The organism is Enterocloster lavalensis (genome assembly GCF_046603895.1).
GTDB classification, from domain to species: Bacteria; Bacillota; Clostridia; order Lachnospirales; family Lachnospiraceae; genus Enterocloster; species Enterocloster lavalensis.
This window is the reverse complement of the sequence record NZ_CP176637.1, coordinates 2,987,691-3,010,201: the sequence shown is the minus strand read 5'-3', so window position 1 is coordinate 3,010,201 and position 22,511 is coordinate 2,987,691. Positions and strand designations below refer to the sequence as shown.

The 22,511-nt window shown below is 51.3% G+C and carries 20 protein-coding genes; 6 read left to right on the top strand and 14 right to left on the bottom strand.

From position 1 onward, the window contains the following. Positions 1-124: 124 nt before the first annotated feature. Complete coding sequence (locus tag ACK2JC_RS13375; protein WP_368271166.1) at positions 125-2,599, bottom strand: hypothetical protein; 2,475 nt, start codon at positions 2,597-2,599, stop codon at positions 125-127. A 340-nt stretch (positions 2,600-2,939) separates the two neighbouring features. Here ACK2JC_RS13375 and ACK2JC_RS13370 point away from each other — a divergent pair, with 340 nt between their 5' ends. After that, positions 2,940-3,446 carry a hypothetical protein gene (locus ACK2JC_RS13370; protein WP_411338500.1) on the top strand — a complete coding sequence of 169 codons (507 nt, stop codon included), beginning with the start codon at positions 2,940-2,942 and terminating at the stop codon, positions 3,444-3,446. 1,742 nt (positions 3,447-5,188) lie between these two features. Here ACK2JC_RS13370 and ACK2JC_RS13365 read toward each other — a convergent pair. The 3 genes from ACK2JC_RS13365 to ACK2JC_RS13355 all read right to left on the bottom strand — a co-directional run bounded on the left by ACK2JC_RS13365 (position 5,189) and on the right by ACK2JC_RS13355 (position 7,559). Further along, complete coding sequence (locus ACK2JC_RS13365) at positions 5,189-5,701, bottom strand: DUF4446 family protein (protein ID WP_092362424.1); 513 nt, start codon at positions 5,699-5,701, stop codon at positions 5,189-5,191. A gap of 140 nt (positions 5,702-5,841) precedes the next feature. Further along, positions 5,842-6,789, bottom strand: a complete 948-nt coding sequence (locus ACK2JC_RS13360) for a ParB/RepB/Spo0J family partition protein (RefSeq protein WP_107436337.1) — start codon at positions 6,787-6,789, stop codon at positions 5,842-5,844. After that, positions 6,789-7,559, bottom strand: a complete 771-nt coding sequence (locus tag ACK2JC_RS13355; RefSeq protein WP_007705154.1) for a ParA family protein — start codon at positions 7,557-7,559, stop codon at positions 6,789-6,791. Before ACK2JC_RS13355 ends, ACK2JC_RS13360 begins: the two co-directional genes overlap by 1 nt. Before the next feature lie 299 nt (positions 7,560-7,858). Between ACK2JC_RS13355 and ACK2JC_RS13350 the strand changes: the two genes are divergently transcribed. Together ACK2JC_RS13350 and ACK2JC_RS13345 are read left to right on the top strand one after the other, a co-directional pair. Beyond that, positions 7,859-8,809, top strand: coding sequence for an alpha/beta fold hydrolase (locus ACK2JC_RS13350; protein ID WP_368271164.1), 951 nt, complete (start codon positions 7,859-7,861; stop codon positions 8,807-8,809). A 104-nt stretch (positions 8,810-8,913) separates the two neighbouring features. After that, positions 8,914-9,747, top strand: coding sequence for a deoxyribonuclease IV (locus tag ACK2JC_RS13345; RefSeq protein WP_411338499.1), 834 nt, complete (start codon positions 8,914-8,916; stop codon positions 9,745-9,747). A gap of 297 nt (positions 9,748-10,044) precedes the next feature. Here ACK2JC_RS13345 and ACK2JC_RS13340 read toward each other — a convergent pair whose 3' ends face one another. The 10 genes from ACK2JC_RS13340 to ACK2JC_RS13295 form a co-directional block, all read right to left on the bottom strand. After that, a complete protein-coding gene (locus tag ACK2JC_RS13340) occupies positions 10,045-11,010 on the bottom strand; it encodes a YeiH family protein (protein WP_411338498.1) in 966 nt (321 codons plus the stop codon). A gap of 115 nt (positions 11,011-11,125) precedes the next feature. Beyond that, positions 11,126-11,857, bottom strand: coding sequence for a 16S rRNA (guanine(527)-N(7))-methyltransferase RsmG (rsmG, locus tag ACK2JC_RS13335; RefSeq protein WP_320938169.1), 732 nt, complete (start codon positions 11,855-11,857; stop codon positions 11,126-11,128). Then, complete coding sequence (gene mnmG, locus ACK2JC_RS13330) at positions 11,854-13,752, bottom strand: tRNA uridine-5-carboxymethylaminomethyl(34) synthesis enzyme MnmG (RefSeq protein WP_320938170.1); 1,899 nt, start codon at positions 13,750-13,752, stop codon at positions 11,854-11,856. Before mnmG ends, rsmG begins: the two co-directional genes overlap by 4 nt. 67 nt (positions 13,753-13,819) lie before the next feature. Further along, positions 13,820-15,217 (bottom strand): tRNA uridine-5-carboxymethylaminomethyl(34) synthesis GTPase MnmE, encoded by a 1,398-nt coding sequence (gene mnmE, locus ACK2JC_RS13325; RefSeq protein WP_320938171.1) that lies wholly within the window; start codon positions 15,215-15,217, stop codon positions 13,820-13,822. A gap of 87 nt (positions 15,218-15,304) precedes the next feature. After that, a complete protein-coding gene (jag, locus tag ACK2JC_RS13320) occupies positions 15,305-16,117 on the bottom strand; it encodes an RNA-binding cell elongation regulator Jag/EloR (RefSeq protein WP_320938172.1) in 813 nt (270 codons plus the stop codon). A 15-nt stretch (positions 16,118-16,132) separates the two neighbouring features. Continuing rightward, entirely contained in the window at positions 16,133-17,452 is a 1,320-nt protein-coding gene (locus ACK2JC_RS13315; RefSeq protein ID WP_107436348.1) for a YidC/Oxa1 family membrane protein insertase, read from the bottom strand. A 44-nt stretch (positions 17,453-17,496) separates the two neighbouring features. After that, positions 17,497-17,712, bottom strand: coding sequence for a membrane protein insertion efficiency factor YidD (gene yidD, locus ACK2JC_RS13310; protein WP_007705129.1), 216 nt, complete (start codon positions 17,710-17,712; stop codon positions 17,497-17,499). Positions 17,713-17,719: 7 nt separating this feature from the next. Next, positions 17,720-18,064 carry a ribonuclease P protein component gene (gene rnpA / locus ACK2JC_RS13305; RefSeq protein ID WP_092362405.1) on the bottom strand — a complete coding sequence of 115 codons (345 nt, stop codon included), beginning with the start codon at positions 18,062-18,064 and terminating at the stop codon, positions 17,720-17,722. A gap of 126 nt (positions 18,065-18,190) precedes the next feature. Next, positions 18,191-18,325 (bottom strand): 50S ribosomal protein L34, encoded by a 135-nt coding sequence (rpmH, locus tag ACK2JC_RS13300; protein WP_003503697.1) that lies wholly within the window; start codon positions 18,323-18,325, stop codon positions 18,191-18,193. Between the two features lie 108 nt (positions 18,326-18,433). After that, complete coding sequence (locus tag ACK2JC_RS13295) at positions 18,434-19,057, bottom strand: ECF transporter S component (protein ID WP_024736752.1); 624 nt, start codon at positions 19,055-19,057, stop codon at positions 18,434-18,436. Positions 19,058-19,508: 451 nt separating this feature from the next. On the opposite strand from ACK2JC_RS13295, the gene dnaA reads away from it, so the two are divergent. From dnaA to ACK2JC_RS13280, 3 genes are all read left to right on the top strand, one after another. After that, the gene (gene dnaA, locus ACK2JC_RS13290; protein WP_007705123.1) at positions 19,509-20,879 is read left to right on the top strand and encodes a chromosomal replication initiator protein DnaA; all 1,371 of its coding nucleotides are present in this window, start codon (positions 19,509-19,511) and stop codon (positions 20,877-20,879) included. A 283-nt stretch (positions 20,880-21,162) separates the two neighbouring features. Continuing rightward, the gene (gene dnaN, locus ACK2JC_RS13285; RefSeq protein ID WP_007705121.1) at positions 21,163-22,284 is read left to right on the top strand and encodes a DNA polymerase III subunit beta; all 1,122 of its coding nucleotides are present in this window, start codon (positions 21,163-21,165) and stop codon (positions 22,282-22,284) included. Positions 22,285-22,296: 12 nt separating this feature from the next. Continuing rightward, positions 22,297-22,506: an RNA-binding S4 domain-containing protein gene (locus ACK2JC_RS13280; RefSeq protein WP_320938173.1), complete on the top strand. Its 210-nt coding sequence runs from the start codon at positions 22,297-22,299 to the stop codon at positions 22,504-22,506. The last annotated feature ends 5 nt before the right edge of the window (positions 22,507-22,511 follow it).

Below are 22,511 nucleotides of genomic sequence, written 5' to 3'. Positions count from 1 at the left end.
AATATTCATATTTTATTTACATCTCCCTATGATTATACCATAAGAATCCCATTTGTAAAGCAAAAGGCTTGTTTTTAACCGCCCCATGGGCCGCCAAACCTCGTTTTCAGGCCGTTTTTGTCGATTATTGGACAATCTTTCCACAGATGAAATCATTCTGCAGAGACTCAAAATATGCGGTTGCATCGTTCATTCCCATCTTCCAGCTCTCCTGGGTTTCCGGGTCATAGAGCGATACATTGTACTGGTCGTAACCGGACAGCAGTATATAGGTGCCAGGCCCCGTGTAGGCGATCACCGGCGTCCCCTTGTCAATAAAATACAGCATCTGGCTCAGGCTGCACTCCCTGGCGTCCACCATCAGAAGCCCGCCCTCATACTCCTGGCTGACCGTAAAATCATTCAGATAGCGCAGCAATTTGCCGGCCTTTGCCATGGGATCCTTGATATTCACAATCGGCTGCCGGTTTACGCGGTCCCAGACAAGATTCTGGTCCTGATCCGTCACCACTCCCATGTGCTCATAGGCCATATCCACCGCTTCCTTGAAATTCCGGGAGGAGCCGATATAATGTCCCAGGGCATAAGCGTTAAACGTCATCTGCGTGTCCGCCTGACTCATCTTCACCGGCTCCAAAGCGCCTGTATTTTCATAGGAAAATGTTTTCGGCGCGCGGGCCTGCACCTTGGTCTCCTGCAGCTCCTGATCCGCCTGGACGAAATAAAGCTTTCCCCTACCCTGGGATGCGAACCATCCGATTCCGTTTAAGGGGTCCACACCGAATTTTTCATTGCACACAATGGTATCGTTGTTCTGGAACACATAGTCCCAGTCCGACACCTTTGCCAGCTGCCGCATGTGAATCCGGCCGTCCTCCACATTCACGCCGGAAATATAAATCCCGTCCTTTTCATACTGGCTCACCACCTGCATGTCGGAGCCCACAATATACATAGCGTACATCGGCAGGTCCCGGATTCTCCCGTTCACAGTCCAGAGATCCTCCGTCTTTCCCAGCCCATAGATCAAATCATTGCCCACAAATCCCAGCACGCGGACATAATCGTCCACCGCGCCCGCGATCTCCTGCTTCTGGGACGTATTTAAATCCATCAGGTGCAGTCTGGGCGACCGGTAAATATCGCTGCCTTCCTGCCAGGCCAGGCGGCTGCCGTCCTGACTGACCCCATAGCTGCCCTCGATCAATCCCTGAGCCACCACCATGGACTCGTTGCTGCGCAGGTCGATGCCGTAAACCGTGCCGTCCAGCAAAAGATACATCATACCGCTGTCGCTGAGATAGGAAAGTTTCTCCACATCCGCCTTGACCTGCTCATAGGAGCGGACCGCGGGTATAAAAAATTTCTCATGAATCGTGTCCCCGTCCGCGTCAAAGGTATAGAGCGCCACACCGACACGGCCCTCATGAGCGCCCCGGTTCATATAGCCGTAGACCAAAAATGTTACGTTTCCGCTGTCCGCGGCGGAGAGAATGCGGATGTCGTGGCTGTCGTACCGGCTTCTGACCCCGTCGTCCCGCTCGCTCTCAAAGCTGAAAACCTTCACGATCTGGCGCTCGTTCTGGTCGTAGCACCACAGCTCCTGACCGGACTTAAACGCAATATAGCGGGCATTGGGACTCTTTTTGGTGTGCACGCTGTCGTCATTGGTGATTCCCAGCAGAATCCGCTTGCCGTTCAGGCTTCTGCTGCTCACGGAAAAACGCTGGTTGGCGGTGCGTTCATAGTCCATCATGTAAATACGCTGTTCGTTCCAGCGCATACAGTAATTATCCTCCACGTCCAGGATATCGCTGTGCCCGTCCTCACCGGTCACCGTAACCTGGTAATTCACCCGTACCTGGCCCATGATGCCGTCCAGCTCTTTCATGGTGATCTGCGGCTCGCCAAGCATCTCCACATCCAGACCATCCCAGGTCAAATGGTTAAAGCTGGCCCGGATCGTCACATGGCCCAGGGAGCTGTTGTCCTCCTTATCGTTTGTCTCGAGGTAGGAGGTCAAATCCCGGGCCTCATTGTAATCCAGGGACTTGCGCGAAAAATCCTCCGCCAGCTGAAGCATGTCCGCCGCGTACCGGTTGTCCGTCCACACGATGCGGGTATAGTACCGGATATTCTTCTCCCCTGTGCTCACAAAAAGCGTCAGGAGATAGGGCTGGTTTTTAGCCAGCAGATTCTGAATGGGCAGCGTAACCGACACGCTGTCCTCCCCATTGTCCCAGGATTCCAGCTTAGTCTGTTCCACCAGGCGGTCCATGGAAAGGCTTCGGACCTCGTAACTGATCCCGGAAATGGTGTTCCCGTAGGTGCTGATGCGAAGCTTCAGGGCACGATCCTCAGGCAGCACCGTGATGGACTCACGGGCCGCCTGATTCTCCATATCCTGCAAATAGCCGTGCATAGCGTTGATCTCTTTCCCGTTCACTTCCGGATAAATCACGGGAAGCGTGGGTTCATTCATTGCTGTGTATACAGTATTCTCTTTTTCCATGGTATTCTGAGCGGCAATAAAATAGATGACAGCTGCAATGAGAAATACAACTGCCAGAATGCCGATTTTTTTCAACGTTCGTTTCATAGTTTGTGCACGGTCCTTTTTTATGTGTGACATGGGGTTTTCAACGAAAACCCCATGATTTCTAATTCTACCATATTTTTACAAATACCCCCGAGGGCTATTTCTATTTTATATAATAACCGCAAAAACTACAACTTAATCTTTTCGAAATTTTATTTAATTTCTGTATTTTGCCCAATTTCTCCGCATTTCAGCGCTCCCAGCCACAAAACCGCCTCTTCCGGCTATACCAGACAGTTCCTGGTATTACACCTGCGGTGAAAAAATTCATTTAAAAGCAAAACCTTAATCATATCCCGAAGCCACGACGGCCGATCCGGCTGGGGATGCGGAGGACGCGGTGGCTGCGGATATGGGGGACGCGGAGGCTGCGGCGGGCGCGGCGGCTGTGGGGGGCGCGGGGGCTGTGGGCGCGGGGGCTGCGGCGGACGCGGCGGCTGCGGCGGACGCGGCGGCTGCGGGGGACGCGGCGGCTGTGGCGGACGCGGCGGCTGCGGGGGGCGCGGAGGCTGCGGCGGACGCGGCGGCTGTGGGCGCGGGGGCTGCGGCGGGCGTGGCGGCTGCTGCGGACGCGGCTGCTGCGGACGCGGCGGCTGTGGCGGACGTGGCGGCTGCGGGGGGCGCGGCGGCTGCGGGGGGCGCGGCGGCTGCGGGGGGCGCGGCGGCTGCGGCGGTCTCACCGGCCCGGGCCCCATCGGCGGCTCCGGTCTGCCGGGCTGCGGCGGCCTCACCGGCCCAGGTCCCATCGGCGGCTCCGGCCTACCAGGCTGCGGCGGCCTCACCGGCCCGGGCCCCATCGGCGGCTCCGGTCTGCCGGGCTGCGGCGGGCGCATTGCCCCCATATTAGCCCGCATACGTCCAGAATTCCCTCCATAACTCGTTTCCGTCCGTCCCACTGCATTCAACTCCACCCCGGCAACTGTCGGCGTCCGCAGTGCGGTGTTCGAATTCAAACCTGAAATATCCGCTTCCTGAACCTGCTTCATCGCATTGCGTTCACGACTTTTTTCAAAGCCTTCTTCCGCGCCGTCATTATTTCCATTATCTGGGACCTCGTTCAAACGCGCTCTTTCATCCATTATCGGATCGCTCTCGCTGTTTTTCATTAATTCCAGCTCTTTGCCCACTCCACTTACGTTTTTTTCCTGCCCTATGGAAGACTGCGACAACAGCTCAGGTCCCAGGCCAATATTGGAATTCATCGGCATCATTCCCATATTTCCACCATTATAAATCTGCCCAAAGTTCTGAGGAACGGTTAGATTAGATGGATATCCCCTATTTTCCTGACCCATTTGCGGCTGGAACGGCATTGCGGGATTTTGTCCGTTTCCAACACCCGCCAATCCCTGAGGAATTGCGCCGGAATTCGCCGGATTCAGATTCCCCTGAAACATCATTCCTGGGTACTGTCCCGCTCCCTGCGGCGTCTGCGCTGGAATTCCTTGATTCAGATCACCGCCTATTCCCATCGGCCCCTGAACTGGCCACAGTAAATTTGTTCTATTAGTTGAATTATTTAAATTATTCGGATTGTTTGGAGTTTGTGATACTGCTCCCATACTCCACTCCGGACCAGAGCTGCTTCCAGGCCCAACCTGCATTGGCTGCGGCACACCCGCATTCCATCCTGGGTTCATACCTGCCTCTGTCCCGCCCGGCATACGCTGCGCCGAGCCTGAATCCCAGACCTTCTTGGCGTTTCCATCGTTGTTTGCAGGCTGTGTCATTGTCCGGTACTGCCTTCCCATGTCAATCTCAGGCTGTGCCCCCGGCATGGTTCCCCCAGGTCCAACGGGTATCCCCTGCGCAGGCTGCATCATTCCCATGGTTTGCCCCATGGTTCCACCCGCTGCGGCTCGGACAAAATTTCCATCCGTAGGGTTTACAGACCCAATGTAAGCAGGGTTTTGTGGCATCTGCCCCGGAGTTCCTGACATAGGCTGATCCCAGCGCAGCTCCTGCGTTTGAAACTGCTCCTCGTCCTCCCCGTCCGGCCTCCTCTCAGCTGCCATCAATTCCTCGCTGTTTTCGCCCGTTTTTTCAATATAATCCGTGTCCGCTTTTGCCGGCTGCGAATTTTTCGCATCATCCGTATAATGTTCGGGCAATGTACTGATTGCTTCCAGGCGGCTCATCTCTTGTTTCAGCTCCAGCCCTTCCACGTCGGACCGGTCCTTCTCAGCCATGGACCAAAAGCTCTGAATCTGAGCCAGCCCTTCCTCCGAGATGACGGTATCACAGATTGAGTCACACATCTGATTGACCACAATGTGGTCCGGAAATTCGTCGTACATAGGACTATTCTTGTATTCCATCCGGTCGCATGCTTCCGACACATACCGTTGAAGTTTTTTTACACCGGACGGATACATGCTCATCAGATATTCCATATCCTGCATTCCGTTTGCTCCTTTTTTATGCTCTCATTACATCATATGCCCGCCATCCCGCTTTCGCCCCTGTTTTTTTATATTTCTGCCCTGTTTTCCTCCTTTTCACGTGAAACACATTTTAAACTCATCTTGCTTCTCTAAATCTAAAAACGGCCAACCTTCCCGGTCAGCCGTTTCCAAATTCAATCTCTTCCTATCCTCTTTTAATGTATCCCATGGCCTGTTCAAGGGCCTCCTGCTCCTCATTTCCGAGCACAATTTCAGTTTGTCCCATATCCACGACCTTCACATAGATGTAACATCCTTCCCGGCTGTGCACACAGTTCAAAATAAAACCACTGTTGGTGTAATCCAACAGCGCAACCACACTGCTGAGATTTCCACCCATCCCTTTAAACGCATTATACTTCACAATTCCTACTTTTTGCAGAGACGCACGCGAATTCCGGTTCAAGGTTCGCATCGAGTCTTTGTTCGCGCGGTCCTCGGCCTTCAGGCTGCGGATTTCATCAATCAGGTCTAAAATCACATCCTCCAGCGTCTCCGCGTCTTTTCCCTGCATAAAATAGTCATACTTACGGTTTAACGTCCCGATTTTTGCAAGAGCAACTATTACCAAAATCAGCAGTACGACTACCAAAACCAAAAGGGCAATGATAATATATGCCGGATCAATCGGAAATAGGTTCAAAATGCTGTTTTCCATTGTACGCAAATCTCCTTTATGTCTTTTGTCTCATTTCCCATCCCCATATATTGTATACAAATGACTGTCCAGCCGCTTTCATGTCCGCTTCCTATTGTCAAACCCAACTCCTGCACGAAATCGCTGAACAGCTGCGTTGTTTACCGGATTGACTCAATCATCTCCACAATCCGTTCCAACTCCGCCTCTGAGTAATACTCAATCTCAACTCTCCCTTTGTTCTTGTCCTTGTTGTGGATCGTAACCTTAGTCCCCATTATGGTTTTCATTCTCTCTTCCAGGTTCTGGTAGATCAGGTTGAGGCTGTTCTCTTCCTTCTTGGGTTTTTCCTCTTCCCCAGCCTCCCGGACCATTCTCTTGACCAGCCGTTCTGTTTCCCGGACGCTGAGGCCGCCATCCACGATCATCTTGGCTGCCTTCAACTGCAGTTCCTTGTCATCCAGCCCCAGCAGCGCTCTGGCGTGTCCGCTGGAAATCATATTGTTAATCACCAAATCCTGAATCGCCTCGTCCAGCTTCAAAAGCCGCATAGCATTGGCCACCGTGGTCCTGTTTTTAGCCACCCGCTCTGCGATCTCCTCCTGCTTCAGCCCAAACTCCTGAATCAACTGCTGGTAAGCTCTTCCTTCTTCAATGGGATTCAAATCCGCCCGCTGTACGTTTTCGATCAGAGCAATCTCCATACTCTCCTGACGGCTGTACTCTCCCACCACTACAGGAACTTCCTTCAATCCGGCCATCTTGGCAGCTCTCCAGCGCCTTTCTCCGGCAATAATCTCGTAGAAAGCGCCCTTTTTCTGAACCAATAAAGGCTGAAGAACACCGCGCTTTTTGATTGATTCCGCCAGTTCCGCCATCTGTTCCTCATTGAAATCCACGCGGGGCTGCTCCTTGTTTGGTTCGATCAGCGCAACCTTGACCATCAATCTGCCGGTAGGATTCTCCTCCACCGTTTCGGCGGATCCTTCCTCCGCAGCTGCCGCTTTCTTTCTTCTGACCGCGGCCTTAACCGCTTCATTCTCACTTTCCTTGATGATATCTTCACCAAAAATGGCGCCAAGACCTTTCCCTAAACCCTTTTTTGCCATCACAAATCTTCTCCTCTACTCATAACTTCCGCCGCCAACATCCGGTAGCTCTCCGCCCCAGTAGACCTTGTATCATACTGATTGATCGACATTCCATGACTGGGCGCTTCGGCCAGACGGACATTTCGCGGGATAATTGTCTTATAAATTGTCCTGTTCAGATTGCTCTTAACATTCTCAACAACCTCCAGTGAAAGGTTTGTCCGCGCATCATACATGGTAAACACAACCCCCTCCAATTCCAGGCCGGGATTCAGTTTGCGTTTCACCAGATCCACTGTCTTTAAAACCTGTCCCAGCCCTTCCAGCGCATAATACTCACATTGGATGGGAACCAACACCGTATCAGCCGCCGTTAGCGCGTTGATGGTCAGAATATTCAGGGACGGAGGACAATCAATCAGAATAAAGTCGTAATCATCCTTGATCTTCTCCAAATAACTGCGCAACAGTTTTTCCTTGTCCTCGATCTCCTGAAATTCAATCTCAGCTCCCGCCAGATTCATATCCGAAGGAAGAATATCCAGATTTTTCTGAATTTCCGCGATGCGGCACTCCTCAAACGTGACCTCCTCCGTCAACAGATCATACACTGTATTTTCAATATCTTCACGCTCCAGCCCCAGCCCACTGCTGGCATTTCCCTGGGGATCAAAATCCACCAAAAGAACATGCTGTCCGGCTTCCGCAAGACAGGCCGAAAGATTAATAGCCGTGGTCGTTTTACCAACCCCGCCCTTCTGATTCGTAATTGCAATAATTCTTGCCATTTGTGATTTCCTTTCTGAAAGGACTATATAGAATATGTATCGCCGATTGATCAGATTATACACGCGGACAGAGTAACCGCGAACTGCTCTATATTTTCCGCTAACAGTGATTATAACACACCGTACCATATTTTCCTATTGGAAAATAGCAGAATGTTGGATTTTTTAAAAATGTTTCACGTGAAACATTAAGAATAAATTAATTTACTACCCCGTTGTATAAAATAACCGCTTGTATTATAATAAGAAAGAACACTTATTCACTGTATTTCGGAATAAACAGTCAGGAGCGTCGATACATGAAAACCAGAAATAAATTGCTTACATTACTCATACTCTCCGCAGGTGCTGCCACTGCTACCGCTCTGATCAACAAAGCGGTCAAAATCAGTGCGACATCTAAAAATGTACTCAGTGATCCTGAATCTCTTTGCTACAAATGGAGATTGGGAAATATTCATTATACAAAAGCGGGAACTGGAAAACCTCTCTTGCTGGTTCATGACCTGACCCCTTCCAGCAGCGGCTACGAGTGGACGGCTATTGCCGGACGTCTGGCAGAAACTTATACGGTGTACACCATCGATCTGCTGGGCTGCGGCCGCTCGGAGAAACCGAACCTGACTTACACCAACTACCTCTACGTACAGCTGATCTCCGATTTTATCAAATCAGAAATCGGCCACCGTACCGATGTGATCGCAACAGGCGCTTCTACGGCTCTGGCGGTCATGGCCTGCGGCAATAGTCCCGAACTCTTTGACCGGCTGATGTTTATCAATCCTGACAGCCTTCTGGCATGCAGTCAGGTCTCGGGCAGACATGCCAAGCTCTACAAGTTTATGCTTGACTTGCCGATCGCCGGCACACTGCTCTATCACATCGCCACCAGCCGCAAGTCGTTGACCGAAGAATTAAAGGCAACCTGTTTCTACAATCCTTACATGGTCAGAACTTCTATGTTGGACGCATACCATGAAGCGGCTCACTTAGGTGAGTCTCCCAAATCTGTCTATGCCAGCGTCCGCTGCCATTACACAAAATGTAACATTGTCAATGCTCTGAAAAAAATTGACAACAGCATTTACCTTTTGGGTGGGGATGGGGAAGAATCGATTCAGGAACGCTTTGACGAATATAAGGAAATAAATCCAATTATCGAGTATTCCCTGATCGCCAACACAAAACACTTACCTCAACTTGAAAAACCGGGCGAGGTACTGAAGGCAATTCAAACCTATTTTTCCTGACAAAATGTTTCACGTGAAACATTCAATGGTTCGGCTGACCTATCTCTCATCCGAACCATTTTTAAATGAAAATCAACTCAAATGAAAGACGAGGAACCAAACCTATGCTGAGAATTGGCTGCCATCTGTCATCCTCCAAAGGCTACGAAGCCATGGCCAAGGATGCGATGAAAATAAAGGCAAACGCATTTCAATTTTTTACCCGGAATCCGCGGGGTGGCAACGCAAAAGCCATTGATCCCCAGGATGTGGCCCGATTCCAGGCCACCGCAAACGCCCAGGACATCACCCCGATCCTGGCCCACGCCCCCTACACGCTAAACGCCTGTTCCGCAGACGAAAACATCCGTGATTTTGCCAAACGAACCATGACGGACGATTTAGCCCGCATGGAGTATACTCCGGGAAATATGTATAACTTTCATCCGGGAAGCCATGTAAAACAGGGGGTTGAAGTGGGAATCACCTATATCGCACAGATGCTAAATGAGATTCTCACCCCCGACCAAACCACCACGGTTCTTCTGGAAACAATGACCGGAAAAGGAAGCGAGGTAGGCGGACGCTTTGAGGAACTCCGCGAAATCCTGGACCGCGTGGAGCTCAACCAGAAAATGGGTGTCTGCCTGGATACCTGCCATATCTGGGACGGCGGGTATGATATTGCCAACCATCTGGATGAAGTGCTGGATGAATTTGACCGAACCATCGGCCTTTCCCGATTAAAGGCAATTCATCTGAACAATACCCAGAATCCACTGGGCGCTCACAAGGACCGCCACGCCACCCTCACTACCGGCCATATTCCCTTAGAAGCTCTGATTCGCATCATCAACCACCCTGCTCTGCGCAAGCTTCCCTACTATTTAGAAACCCCAAATGACCTGGACGGCTACGCAGCGGAAATTGCCCTGATGCGAGACTCCTATATCGAATAACCCCTTCAACATACGCTGGCCCGATAGAACGTGTTTTCAATACAGATTTGAGTCATTCATAGCAATACCAATCCTGATTTGTCATCCTAAGATACACCGACAAATATCAGCACCACCCCCAATCCTCAAATCAAGAAAAGCACTCCTCAACGGGCCAGCCTAAATATGCACCAAAAACACATCCTCCCATCCCACCACTCTTCTCTCCCACCCACTCAAACACAAAAAAAATAGAGAAAACCCATCGGATTTCTCTATCATTCCCACATTCTATTCCATCATTAAATTCCCAATAAACTAACTCCGGTAATTGCTCCCCAGCAACAAATTCCCACCCCCGGTCGTCACCAACTTCACCAGGTCTGTATTCACGCCGATGGCCGCCATCGCCATGACGATTAAAAACTTGCTGGCATCCTTCAGCCCCCCAACCAGCCAAACCGGAAGCCCGCAAACCGTGGTAATCACAGATGCGATCACAAAGTATAACACAAACATCGGAAATACCTTGCTCAATTTTACGCTCTCCGCACTCTCCTCTTTCTTCGCCCTCACAAAAGCCAGCCCAACGGTGATGGGGATTATCGCCAGCGTTCTGGTCATCTTGACGATAGCCGCCGTATCCAGCGTATTGCTTCCATGAATACCATCCCAAGCCGCGGCCGCCGCTGTCACAGAGGAAGTATCGTTGATCGCCGTTCCGGCAAACATACCAAATTGTGCGTCGTTTAATCCCAGCGCGCTTCCAAGTGCCGGAAATACCAGGGCTGCAATCACATTAAATAGGAAAATCACGGATATTGCCTGGGCAATCTCCTCGTCGTCCGCACCGATTACCGGCGCAGTCGCCGCAATCGCCGATCCGCCGCAGATGGATGATCCCACACCCACCAATGTTGCGATCTTAGGCGAGACTTTCAAAAACTTCTGTAAAACATAAGCCACAATCAGCGAGATAGAAATTGTACTCACTATAATCGGCAGCGATCCTTTTCCGGTCTCCAGCACGCTTCCCAGATTCATGCCAAATCCCAGCAGCACTACCGCAGCCTGCAAAATCACCTTGGAGGTAAACTTAATGCCGCTCTGTTCCCGCTCCAACCGGTTGCCCCTGCTCCGCAGCAAAGTCCCCAGTCCCATTGCACCCAAAATTGCAAATACCGGTCCTCCAATAATCGGCACAACTTTGCCTAAAAAATAACAGGGCACTGCAATGCAAAAACACAGCAGCACCCCTCGCCAACGCTCTCTCACTCGTTCCATTTCCTTGTCCTCCATTTTTTTACCATAATTTGCCTGTTTCAGCTGGTGACAAGTATATCATGAAGTGTAGATAACGTAAAGTTATTATTCTTTATTTATCTATAATATTTTATTATCAACGTAACGGTTCCTTTGTGGGCAGCCCCGCTTTGCGCGGATACCTACCGGAAATAGCCTTCATTTTCCGGATGCGAATCAGGGATCGGCTCGCATCCGCCCCCGGAAGCGTAAATTTCTCCACCTGTTCTACCTCGCCGCCCAGAATTTTCACCGCCCGCTTTCCCGCTTCCAGCTCCTCTTCGATCTCGCCGGACTTGTAGGGCACAAAATCCCCCCCAACCTTTACAAAGGGCATGCAGTATTCCGACAGCGAAGCCAGATTCGCCACCGCGCGGGACACGCACAGGTCGAATCGCTCCCTGTATTGTAAATTTCTTCCATAATCTTCCGCTCTGCCGTGAACTGCGGTGATATTCTCCAACCCCAATTCTTCGCACACATCCATCAGAAACCGAACCCGCTTATTCAGAGAGTCCAGCAACGTCACCTTCAGCTCCGGGAACGCAATCTTTAACGGAATCCCCGGAAAACCGGCCCCGGTTCCCACATCCATCAGCGTTTTACCCGCAAGCGCCTCCGTTCCCATCAGCTTCACCAGGGAAAGGCTGTCTGTAAAATGCTTTGTCACCACATCCTGCTCCTCTGTGATCGCGGTCAGATTCATCACCTTGTTCCGCTCCACAAGAAGCTCGTAATAGCGGAAAAACTGCTCCAGCTGCCCCCCGTTTAAGGCAATCCCTAGCTCTCCCGCCTCCCGCTTCATCTGATCTACAAAACGATCCGTCATTCTTCCTTACCCGATTCCTTTCCCTTCATCTGCTCCAAATGGACCAGAAGCACTGAGATATCCGCCGGTGAAACCCCGGAAATGCGGGACGCCTGTCCCACTGTGGCGGGCTGCACCTGATTCAGCTTCTGAACCGCCTCCCGGCGCAGGCTTTTCACCTGTCCATAATCAAAGGCTTCCGGCAGCTTTTTGCCCTCCAGCTTCTTAAACTGGGCCACCTGCTGCATCTGGCGCTTGATATAACCCTCATATTTAATCTCAATATTCACCTGTTCCTGAACATCCTCCGAAAGCTCCGGACGGTCCGGGTCCAGACACACTAACAGCCCATAGTTCAGTTCCGGCCGCTTCACCAGCTCGGCCAGGGTAATTCCGGACTTTAACAGCGTGCTGTTATGCTCCTCAAGGAATTTCTGAACCTCATCCCCTGCCCCGATATTCACTTTCCCCAGCCGCCGGATCTCCTCCTCGATCTGCCGCCTCTTTGTGAGCAGCCGTTCATACTCCTCATCGGTCACCAGGCCGATGTCATGCCCGATCCCGCGCAGCCGCAGGTCCGCGTTATCCTGGCGCAGCAGCAGGCGGTATTCCGCCCGGGAAGTCATCATCCGGTAGGGTTCATGGTTCTCCTTTGTGACCAGATCGTCGATCAGGACCCCGATATACGCCTGGGAACGGTCCAGAACGATCTGCTCCCTTCCCATAATCTTCATAGCCGCGTTCACACCGGCCATAAATCCCTGAACCGCGGCCTCCTCATAACCAGAACTGCCGTTAAACTGTCCCCCTGAGAACAAACCTTCAATCTTCTTAAACTCCAGCGTGGCTTTTAGTTGCAGGGAATTGATACAATCGTACTCAATGGCGTAGGCATTACGCACAATCTTCACCTTCTCAAGCCCGGGAACCGTGCGGTACATGGCGTACTGCACATCTTCCGGCAGAGAACTGCTCATGCCGCCCAGATACATCTCATTGGTGTAAAGGCCCTCCGGCTCCACAAACACCTGATGTCTCCCCTTGTCGGGAAATTTAACCACTTTGTCCTCAATGGACGGACAGTACCTGGGTCCCGTCCCCTCGATGGCCCCGGAAAACAGCGGGGAACGGTCCAGGTTCTCCCGGATAATCCGGTGAGTTTCCTCATTGGTATAGGTCAGCCAGCAGGACACCTGATCCTTCTGCACGCTCTCCGGGTCCGTGGAAAATGAAAACGGCACCACCCGCTTGTCCCCGAACTGCTCCTCCATCCTGGAAAAATCGATACTCCGCTTGTCCACCCTGGCCGGGGTTCCGGTCTTGAACCGGAACATCTCGACGCCGTTGGCTCTCAGCGACTCCGTCAGATGATTGGCCGCCTGAAGCCCATTTGGCCCGGTGGGATTGCTCACATCCCCGTAAATGCATCGGGCGCGCAGGTAAGTCCCGGTACACAGCACCACCGCTTTGGCACGGTACACCGCCCCGGAGAACGTTTTCACCCCTCGGATCCCCCCGTCCTCCACCACAAGTTCGGACACCTCCGCCTGCCGGACCGTCAGATGCTCCGTATTTTCAAGGGTTCTTCGCATCTGGCGGCTGTACTCCTGCTTGTCCGCCTGCGCGCGCAGAGAATGAACCGCGGGCCCCTTGGACTCGTTGAGCATCTTCGACTGGATAAATGTCTTGTCGATGTTCTTCCCCATCTCGCCGCCCAAAGCGTCCAGCTCCCGCACCAGATGGCCCTTGGAACTGCCGCCCACGTTGGGATTGCAGGGCATCAGCGCGATGCTGTCCACGCTGACCGTAAACATGATGGTCTCCATTCCAAGCCTGGCGCAGGCCAAAGCCGCCTCGCATCCGGCGTGGCCCGCTCCCACCACCACAATATCATACGTCTCTTCCAAATATGGCATAACCTGTCCTTCTTTCACTCTCGATCCAAAAATTCCGCGCCGTTCTGCCCGCCGCAGCCCGCCGGATTTATTTTCCCATACAAAATTTGGCAAATATCTCATTTACCACATCGTCGTCCACCGCTTCCCCGATAATCAACCCCAGCTGTTCATAGGCGTCCATCAGGTCGATGGAGTAAAAATCCTCAGGCAGCCCCTGCTCCACGCTTCGTTTTACCATCTCCAGGCTTTCCCTTGCTTTCCCCAGCGCTTCCTTGTGGCGAACGCTGGTGATATACACCTCGTCGTTAAAGGAAAGCGCGCCATGGTAAAACATCTGCTTGATCTCCTGCTCCAAAGCCCCGATCCCCTGCTCTTCCTTTGCGGAAATGGGAATCACCGGACATCCGGTCTCCCGCTCCAGCACATCCGCGTCCACGCAGGTTTCAAGATCCGTCTTATTCAACAGCACAATGGCCTTTTTCCCGCCCTGCCCGCTGTTGCTCCGGATAAAATCCATGATCTCCCGGTCATTTTCATCCAACGGCGTGGAGCCGTCCACCACATAGACCAGCAGATCCGCCTCCCTGGCCGCCTTCATGGCCCGGTCCACGCCGATCTTTTCCACCACGTCCTCCGTATCGCGGATTCCGGCGGTGTCCACCACGTTCAGGCTGATTCCCTGAAGATAGATATGCTCTTCCAGCGTATCCCTGGTGGTCCCGGCAATTTCCGTCACAATGGCCCGGTCCTCCCCGATAAGCACGTTCATCAGAGAAGATTTTCCGGCGTTGGGCTTGCCCAGAATCACAGTTTTCACGCCCTCGGTCATCACCCTGCCGTCGTCTGCGGAGCGGATCAGCTTCTCCACCTGCTCCGTCATCTCCCCAACCTGGGCGCACAGCCTCTGTGCAAATCCATCCAGGGAAATGTGCTCCGGATCGTCCAGCGCGGACTCGATAAACGCGATCTGGTAGAGAATCCCGGCCCTCAGCTCCTTTATCTTTTTGGATACCGAACCGCTCAGCTGGCCCACGGAATTTCTCAGCGCATAATCATTTTTCGCGTTGATCACATCCGCCACCGCTTCCGCCTGGGACAGATCGATGCGGCCGTTCAAAAACGCCCGTTTCGTAAATTCCCCCGGCTCTGCCGTCCTGGCCCCATAGCGGATCACGGTTTCCAGAATCTTTTTCACCATCAGCACGCCTCCGTGGCAGTCGATCTCCACGGTATCCTCAGCCGTAAAACTCCTGGGTCCCCTCATCAGAACGACCAGTGCCTCGTCCACCCGCTGTTCCCCATCGTATATGAACCCGTAATGTACGGTGTGGGACCGCTCATCGCTGAGCTTCACCGGTTTTCCGGCCTTATTCCGAAAGATGCGGTCAATGACCGCAAATGCCTCCCCGCCGCTGATCCGCACAATCCCGATCCCGGAATTACTCATGCCCGTGGCGATGGCCGCTATGGTATCCGTCCTCATAATCTTCTCTCCCACTCTAAAATAGACGCCCGTTTATCCCAAAAGAGGCCGTCGCTTCTGCAACAGCCTCTTCCATCATCTAAAACCTTACTCTTCCTCAGACGTAATCTCAGGTTCCTCAGAGGAAACCTCAGCCGCCTTCACAGCCATGTTCTCAGACCTGCCATAACTCTCGGTGCGGTCATAGCGGTGTTCCCGCTCGGAACGGTATCCGCCGCCGCTCTTGCCGTAACGGCTTGTCCGGCCCTTGTCATAGCGCTCGCGCTTTACCGGAACTTCCTTCTTCAGCGCGATCACCACATGGCGGAAAGGCTCCTCGCCCTCGCTTCTGGTCAGAACGTACTTGTCGTTCTGCAGAGCCGCGTGGATGATTCTGCGCTCGTAAGGATTCATCGGCTCCAGGGACACCGGACGTTTGGTCCGCTTTACCTTGTATGCGATATTCTTTGCCAGCGTCTCCAGCGTTTTTTTGCGCTTCTCACGGTAATTCTCAGTATCCAGCTTCACTCTCAGGTAACCGTCGCTGTTCTTGTTCACAATCAGGCTGACCAGATACTGTAAGGAATCCAGGGTCTGTCCTCTCTTGCCGATCAGGATCCCCATGTCATCGCCCTCCAGGGTGATGGACAGTTCCTTCTCTTCCTCGTTGAACGCTGCTGCGATGGTCACTTCCATGTTCATCGCATCGAAGATCTGCGCGAGAAAATCGACGGCGTTGTCCTGAATGGACTCTTTCTTCCTGGCTCTGATAATCGCGGGCTTGGCGCCAATGCCTAAAAATCCGGCGCTTCCCTTCTCAATTACCTCATATTCCAGTTTATCACTGGTGGTTCCAAGATCAATCAATGCTTTCGTGACCGCTTCGTCTACAGTCTTAGCCGAAAATGTTAACATATCCATATTCAGAACCCCCTCTTATTTTTTGCCGCCCTTTTCATGCTTCTCATTGTACTTCGCTACCATGTTCGCCTTGGAAGCCAGGCTGCCTGCTTTCGCATCCGCGTTATAGTAGTTCTTGTTCTCCTCCACCAGCGCTTTGGTTTTGGCAATTTTTTCCATTCTCTTATTCTCTTCGCGGCTCTCTTTTTCCTGCATCTTCTGCATCATCTCATCCACGTTGCCCACGCGGGTGGGAGGCAGTCCGCGCTTAGCGCGCTTTTTGTTGGTCTTCTCAACGTTCTTCTGAACCAGATCGTCAATGTCAACCTTCTTTAAGTAAGAGTTGATTCCAACCTGCTGGATAATGGTAAACACACTCTGCGCCACCCAGTAAAGTCCGATACCGGTTGCAAAGGTAAAGCAGAAAAACACGGACATTAAGGGCATCATCACGTTCATGGATTTCATCATGTTGGCGCCGGGGTTCTCGTCGCCCTGCGGGCTCTGGGTGGTCGCCATCATCAGCTTGGAGCTGTACCACTGGCTGGCACCTGCCAACAGCGGGATCGCCAGTGCCGCGATCAGCGCGAACACGGTGGTTCCGTCCACATGGCTGAAGAAATTGCCGATTACCTGCATGGGTGTGTATGCAATGTTCAGGCCAAAGAAGGTCTGCATCCGCTCAATGGCGCTTACCACGCTGTCCCCGGACTCGGTAACAGCCTGTCCCACCTGCGGGAAAGCGCCAACCAGCACCTCCCACTGTTTTCCGGTAAACGTATATAATAAATCAATTACCTTGTTCAAATCCGTAAAATCAGCTCCGGACAGCATTTTACTGCTGCTGGCCAGATCCATAAAGGTCTGGTTGGTCTGGAAACCTGCCGGAAGATTGGCGATCACCATCTCATAATAGCCCCGCACGGAATGCACGTACGCGGGAATATTGTAGATCACGCGGTACAGCGCGAAGATGATCGGCAGCTGGATCAGCATCGGAAGGCAGCCGCCCGTCATGGAAGTACCGTACTTCTCATAAACGGCCTTAGTCTCCGTCTGCATCATCATCATGGCCTTCTGGTCGCCCTCTTTGCCCTTATACTTCTTCTGGATCGCCGTCAGCTCCGGCTGCATAACCGCCATCAGCTTGGACGACTTCTGCTGTTTGATGGTGAGCGGAATCATCAGAAGCTTCGTCACCAACGTAAATAAAATAATACACAGACCGATATTCACAATCCCAAACATACTGGTGAACCGGAACAGCAAATCCATAATCCACCCCAGTATGTCACCAATCGGTCCCAAAACCCCACCTGTTTTTGTCAACAATACTGCGCCAACTAAACTATTCAATGAGCTACCTCCTTACGAGCGCGCCTGTTTGCGGCTCCCTTTTTCTACGGAACTGGATCATAACCGCCTTCTGCAAAGGGATGACAGCGCAAAATCCGTTTGCAGGCCAACCATGTACCCTTTAACGCACCGTACTTTTGTAATGCCTCAACGGCGTATTGAGAGCATGTCGGTGTGTAAATACAGTGAGTTCTTATTTTCAGAGGCGAGAGGTACTTCTGGTACACCCGCACAAGAAAAATCAGCAGCTTTGCTACCATAATAAGTTCACTTCGATTCTTTTTTAATGTTATGCAGTCCGCACAGGTGCAGATACGCACTCTCCAAATGTTTGTAATCCGAATCCTTAGCAGCCACTCTGGCTACCACAACGATGTTTAACCCAGTCTGAATCCTGTCTTCATTCAAACGAAATATCTCCCGCAACAGTCTTGTGATATGATGGCGGACAACGCTGTTGCCCACTTTCTTGCTCACCGAGATGCCAATCCGGTTCGATTCTTCCCCATTCTTCATCACATACATGACCAGTAAACGGTTTGCATGCGAAGTTCCTCCCCTGTAAATTTTCTGGAACTCGCCGTTCTTTTTCACGGACGGAAATCGTTTCATATGAAACTCCTCGCATCTGAATGTTAAAACTTTGCCCGTAACGCGCAATGGCCCGCCAGCGGGCCATTTCCATTACATTCAATAAAAGGCCACAAGATTCTGTGGCCTATGTCTCAATGCTTTCAATTATGCGCTCAGTCTGGCTCTGCCTTTTGCTCTTCTGGCAGCTAACACTTTTCTGCCGCCTGCGCTGCTCATTCTCGCTCTGAAACCGTGAACTTTAGCTCTCTGTCTTTTCTTAGGCTGAAATGTCATCTTCATGAGTCCCATGCACCTCCTATCAATCAACTTATCTGGCAATGTGAAAACACACATTTAGACTAGTATAATTAAACATCTTCTCAATTATATAGAAGAAACCGCGCTACGTCAAGCGATTTTTACGATATTTATCAGCACTTTTCCGATTATTGCCACCAGAATTGCCGCCACAATCGCCTCCGGAATCCCGGATGCGGTCACGGTCGCCATAATGAGGCCCCAAACCGCGTCAATGGCAACTTCCTTCACCTGCGCGTACTCATTGATAAACAGCTTGTAGATACTCCCCATCACAAATGCCGTATTGGTCAGAGCTCCCACAAATCCAGTAATTGGCAGCGCGATAACCGGATTCAGCTTCACCTTTTTGAGCAGAATCCAGAGCCATCCGGCCACCAAACCGATCATAATCCGGCAGCCCACGGATACCCACACCGCTTTCAGCGCCCCGGGGATTCCGGTCATGCTCAAAAACGGAGAAAAGGCGAAGGATAACAAGGTCGGCGCCATGGTGTTGCTGATTAACGAGCAAACGCCAAAGGTCGCCCCCAGGATACAGCCTGCCAACGGCCCCAGCAGTATGGCGCCTAAAATGACAGGGATGTGCACGGTTGTCGCCTTGATTACCGGCAGCTGGATCATTCCCAGGGGCGTATTCGCCAACAGGATGACCACCGCCATCATAAGTGCGACACTTGCAAGCCAGCGGGTGTCTTTTTTTCTCTTATTCAATTTTTTTTCCTCCTTGCTACTGTTCTTAATTAATAAGATACAATGCAATATCACGCCCTGATTATAAAGGTAATCTACCGCTCAGTCAATGGATTTTTGTTAATTTACATAATATTATCCACAATTTGTGGATAACATGTGGATAACTGTGGATTGCATCTGAATATTTCCACATCGCGCATCTGAAATCCCAGATTTTCCAAAGTTTTCCCCGCTGTGTAAAACTCCTGTTTATCCAATTCGCATCTTTGTGGACAAACCTTCCATCCACAGCCTGCCAACAAAAATTCCCCAACCGATTCACAGAGTTATCCACAGAAATGCACCTATTTATTTCCAAATACTCCGACTTATCCACAGCATTTGTATTTTTTCATTGAAAATATTCTTTCTTTAGTATACAATGGTTTTAGATTGGGCTATTTTGCAATAGAGGTTTAGGAGACTGAAAATGATCGATATAATTGAGAAAAATTGGGAGCAGATCCTATTAAATCTGAAAGAAGAACATGAGATAAGCGATATCTCCTTTAAGACGTGGCTGTTACCCTTAAAGCCGTACTCATTTAAGAACAATACCGTGACCATCATTGTCCCGGAACAGACCTTTTTAGCCTATGTAAAGCGCAGATACAGCCTGCTCATGAAGGTCGCAATCTCCGAATTCCTCGGAGTGGAGTGTGAAATTGAATTCAAGCTGGAAGATCAGCTGGCTGAGGCCAACCTTTCCACAGAGCCGCAGCTGATCGAGAAAAACAATACCTCCGTCAGCCCGGACGTGATTCAGAGCGCAAACTTGAATCCCAAGTACACCTTCGACACCTTTGTGGTGGGCTCCAACAACAACCTGGCCCACGCCGCTGCCCTGGCCGTGGCTGAGTCGCCGGGTGAGATTTACAATCCCCTGTTTATCTACGGAGGCGTGGGATTGGGGAAAACCCACCTGATGCACGCAATCGCCCACTTCATATTAAAGAACACTCCGACCTCCAAGATCCTCTATGTCAGCTCGGAGACCTTTACCAATGAACTGATCGATGCGATTCGGAACAAAAATAACATCACCACCACGGAGTTCCGCGAGAAATACCGCAACAACGACGTGCTGCTCATCGATGATATCCAGTTTATCATCGGCAAGGAAAGTACCCAGGAAGAATTCTTCCACACCTTCAACACCCTGTACGAGTCGAAAAAACAGATCATTATCAGCTCCGATAAACCGCCCAAGGAGATCGAGACGCTGGAAGAACGTCTGCGCTCCCGCTTTGAGTGGGGCCTGACTGTGGACATCCAGTCCCCGGACTACGAGACGCGGATGGCGATTCTGCAGAAAAAAGAAGAGCTGGAAGGTTATAATATTGACAATGAAGTGATCAAGTACATTGCCACCAATATCAAGTCCAATATCCGGGAACTGGAAGGCGCACTCACCAAGATCGTGGCCCTTTCCCGGCTGAACAAGTGCGACATCACCCTGGAACTGGCCGAGGAGGCCCTAAAGGACATTATCTCCCCCGGAGCCCAGCGGGAAGTGACACCGGACCTGATCATCCAGGTGGTCTCCGACCACTTCGGACTGGCCCCCCTGGACATTTCCTCCCAGAAGCGCAACAAGGAAATCGTCTATCCCCGGCAGATCGTTATGTATCTCTGCCGCAATATGACGGCCACTCCCCTTCAGACCATTGGCCGGTTTCTTGGCGGGCGCGACCACACCACCGTCATACACGGAGCCGATAAAATCACAGCGGACCTCTTGAAAGACGAGACGCTGAAGAATACGATCGAGATCCTAAAGAAGAAAATCAATCCACAATAACCTGTGAAAACCATGTGGACGAGCTGTGGATGCGAGATGCGAGCATTTTAACCTTAAAAACCATTTTGAAGGCCTTGTGGATAAACCTCAAGTTATCCTTCCAAAAAAACCGAGATTTCCACAGCCCGGTTCACACCTGCTTGTCCATATATTTTAAGGGGTTCAGGTACTTTTACACAAACCCACAACCCCTACTACGGTTTCGACGAAAAATTACTCTTTATTTTATATCGTAAAGGCAACCAAGATTCACACCAAGTCAGAAAGGAAGTTATCAACAATTATGAAGCTGAGATTTCAAAAAGATGCGCTTGTCAACGGAATTAATATTGTACTGAAGGCAGTTCCCTCAAAAACCACCATGTCTATATTGGAATGTATCCTCATCGATGCCAGCGGGAGCGAAATCAAACTCACCGGCAACGACATGGAACTGGGAATCGAGACTACGGTAGCCGGGGAAATCCTGGAACACGGCAAAATCGCTCTGGATGCGAAGCTCTTCTCCGAGATCACCAGAAGGGTTTCCAGCGAAAGCTCCGCCGTTGTCTCCATTGAGAGCGACGAGCGGTTCAACACCACCATCCGATGCGAGAACTCCGTATTCAACATCCAGGGCCGTGACGGCGAGGAATTTGCCTACCTTCCCTATATTGAGCGCGATAAATACATCTGTCTGTCCCAGTTCACCTTAAAAGAGGTGATCCAGCAGACTATTTTCTCCATCTCGCCCAACGATAGCAACAAGATGATGTCCGGTGAGCTCTTCGAGGTCAATGAGAACCAGCTCCAGGTGGTTTCCCTGGACGGACACCGTATCTCCATCCGCAAGGTCCGCTTAAAAGACCATTACGACGATATCAAGGTGATCGTGCCCGGCAAGACTCTGGGCGAGGTCAGCAAAATTTTAAACGGCGACAACGAAAAGGAGGTGCTGATCTACTTCAGCGCCAACCATATCCTGTTTGAGTTTGACAGTACCATCGTGGTCTCCCGCCTGATCGAGGGCGAGTATTTTCGCATCAGCCAGATGCTCTCCAGCGATTACGAGACAAAGGTTTCCGTCAACAAAAAGGAGTTTTTGGACTGCATCGAGCGCGCCACGATCCTGATCCGGGAGAACGACAAAAAGCCGCTGATCATCAACATCACCGACAATTCCATGCAGCTGAAATTGAATTCCAGCTTCGGTTCCATGAATGCGGACCTGCTGATCCACAAGAACGGCAAGGATATTATGATCGGCTTTAACCCCAAATTCCTCATCGACGCCCTGCGCGCCATTGACGACGAGGAAATCAACCTTTACATGATGAATCCCAAGTCCCCCTGCTTCATCAAGGATGACGAGGAAAACTACATCTATCTGATTCTGCCGGTGAATTTCAACGCTGCGTCGGTTTAAGCGGAGGACCTTATGGAAACAATCAAACTGAGAGACGAGTATATCAAACTGGGCCAGGCGTTAAAAGCCGCTGGCCTGGTCGAGTCCGGAGTGGAGGCAAAATACGCCGTTGAGGACGGAAACGTCAAAGTCAACGGCGAGGTAGCCACCCAGCGGGGCAAAAAGCTGGTGGACGGCGACGTGGTCGCCTACAAAGGCGAGATCATCAAAATTGTGAAGTAGAAAAA

What these genes read in the sequence shown, in the direction of transcription:
- ACK2JC_RS13280 (WP_320938173.1), top strand. Translation starts at nt 22,297, where the DNA reads ATGGAAACAATCAAACTGAGAGACGAGTATATCAAACTGGGCCAGGCG.
- ACK2JC_RS13340 (WP_411338498.1), bottom strand. Translation starts at nt 11,010, where the DNA reads ATGGAACGAGTGAGAGAGCGTTGGCGAGGGGTGCTGCTGTGTTTTTGC.
- rsmG (WP_320938169.1), bottom strand. Translation starts at nt 11,857, where the DNA reads ATGACGGATCGTTTTGTAGATCAGATGAAGCGGGAGGCGGGAGAGCTA.
- ACK2JC_RS13365 (WP_092362424.1), bottom strand. Translation starts at nt 5,701, where the DNA reads ATGGAAAACAGCATTTTGAACCTATTTCCGATTGATCCGGCATATATT.
- ACK2JC_RS13355 (WP_007705154.1), bottom strand. Translation starts at nt 7,559, where the DNA reads ATGGCAAGAATTATTGCAATTACGAATCAGAAGGGCGGGGTTGGTAAA.
- ACK2JC_RS13350 (WP_368271164.1), top strand. Translation starts at nt 7,859, where the DNA reads ATGAAAACCAGAAATAAATTGCTTACATTACTCATACTCTCCGCAGGT.
- ACK2JC_RS13360 (WP_107436337.1), bottom strand. Translation starts at nt 6,789, where the DNA reads ATGGCAAAAAAGGGTTTAGGGAAAGGTCTTGGCGCCATTTTTGGTGAA.
- ACK2JC_RS13345 (WP_411338499.1), top strand. Translation starts at nt 8,914, where the DNA reads ATGCTGAGAATTGGCTGCCATCTGTCATCCTCCAAAGGCTACGAAGCC.
- jag (WP_320938172.1), bottom strand. Translation starts at nt 16,117, where the DNA reads ATGGATATGTTAACATTTTCGGCTAAGACTGTAGACGAAGCGGTCACG.
- dnaA (WP_007705123.1), top strand. Translation starts at nt 19,509, where the DNA reads ATGATCGATATAATTGAGAAAAATTGGGAGCAGATCCTATTAAATCTG.
- ACK2JC_RS13375 (WP_368271166.1), bottom strand. Translation starts at nt 2,599, where the DNA reads ATGAAACGAACGTTGAAAAAAATCGGCATTCTGGCAGTTGTATTTCTC.
- mnmG (WP_320938170.1), bottom strand. Translation starts at nt 13,752, where the DNA reads ATGCCATATTTGGAAGAGACGTATGATATTGTGGTGGTGGGAGCGGGC.
- rnpA (WP_092362405.1), bottom strand. Translation starts at nt 18,064, where the DNA reads ATGAAACGATTTCCGTCCGTGAAAAAGAACGGCGAGTTCCAGAAAATT.
- dnaN (WP_007705121.1), top strand. Translation starts at nt 21,163, where the DNA reads ATGAAGCTGAGATTTCAAAAAGATGCGCTTGTCAACGGAATTAATATT.
- mnmE (WP_320938171.1), bottom strand. Translation starts at nt 15,217, where the DNA reads ATGAGGACGGATACCATAGCGGCCATCGCCACGGGCATGAGTAATTCC.
- yidD (WP_007705129.1), bottom strand. Translation starts at nt 17,712, where the DNA reads ATGGTAGCAAAGCTGCTGATTTTTCTTGTGCGGGTGTACCAGAAGTAC.
- rpmH (WP_003503697.1), bottom strand. Translation starts at nt 18,325, where the DNA reads ATGAAGATGACATTTCAGCCTAAGAAAAGACAGAGAGCTAAAGTTCAC.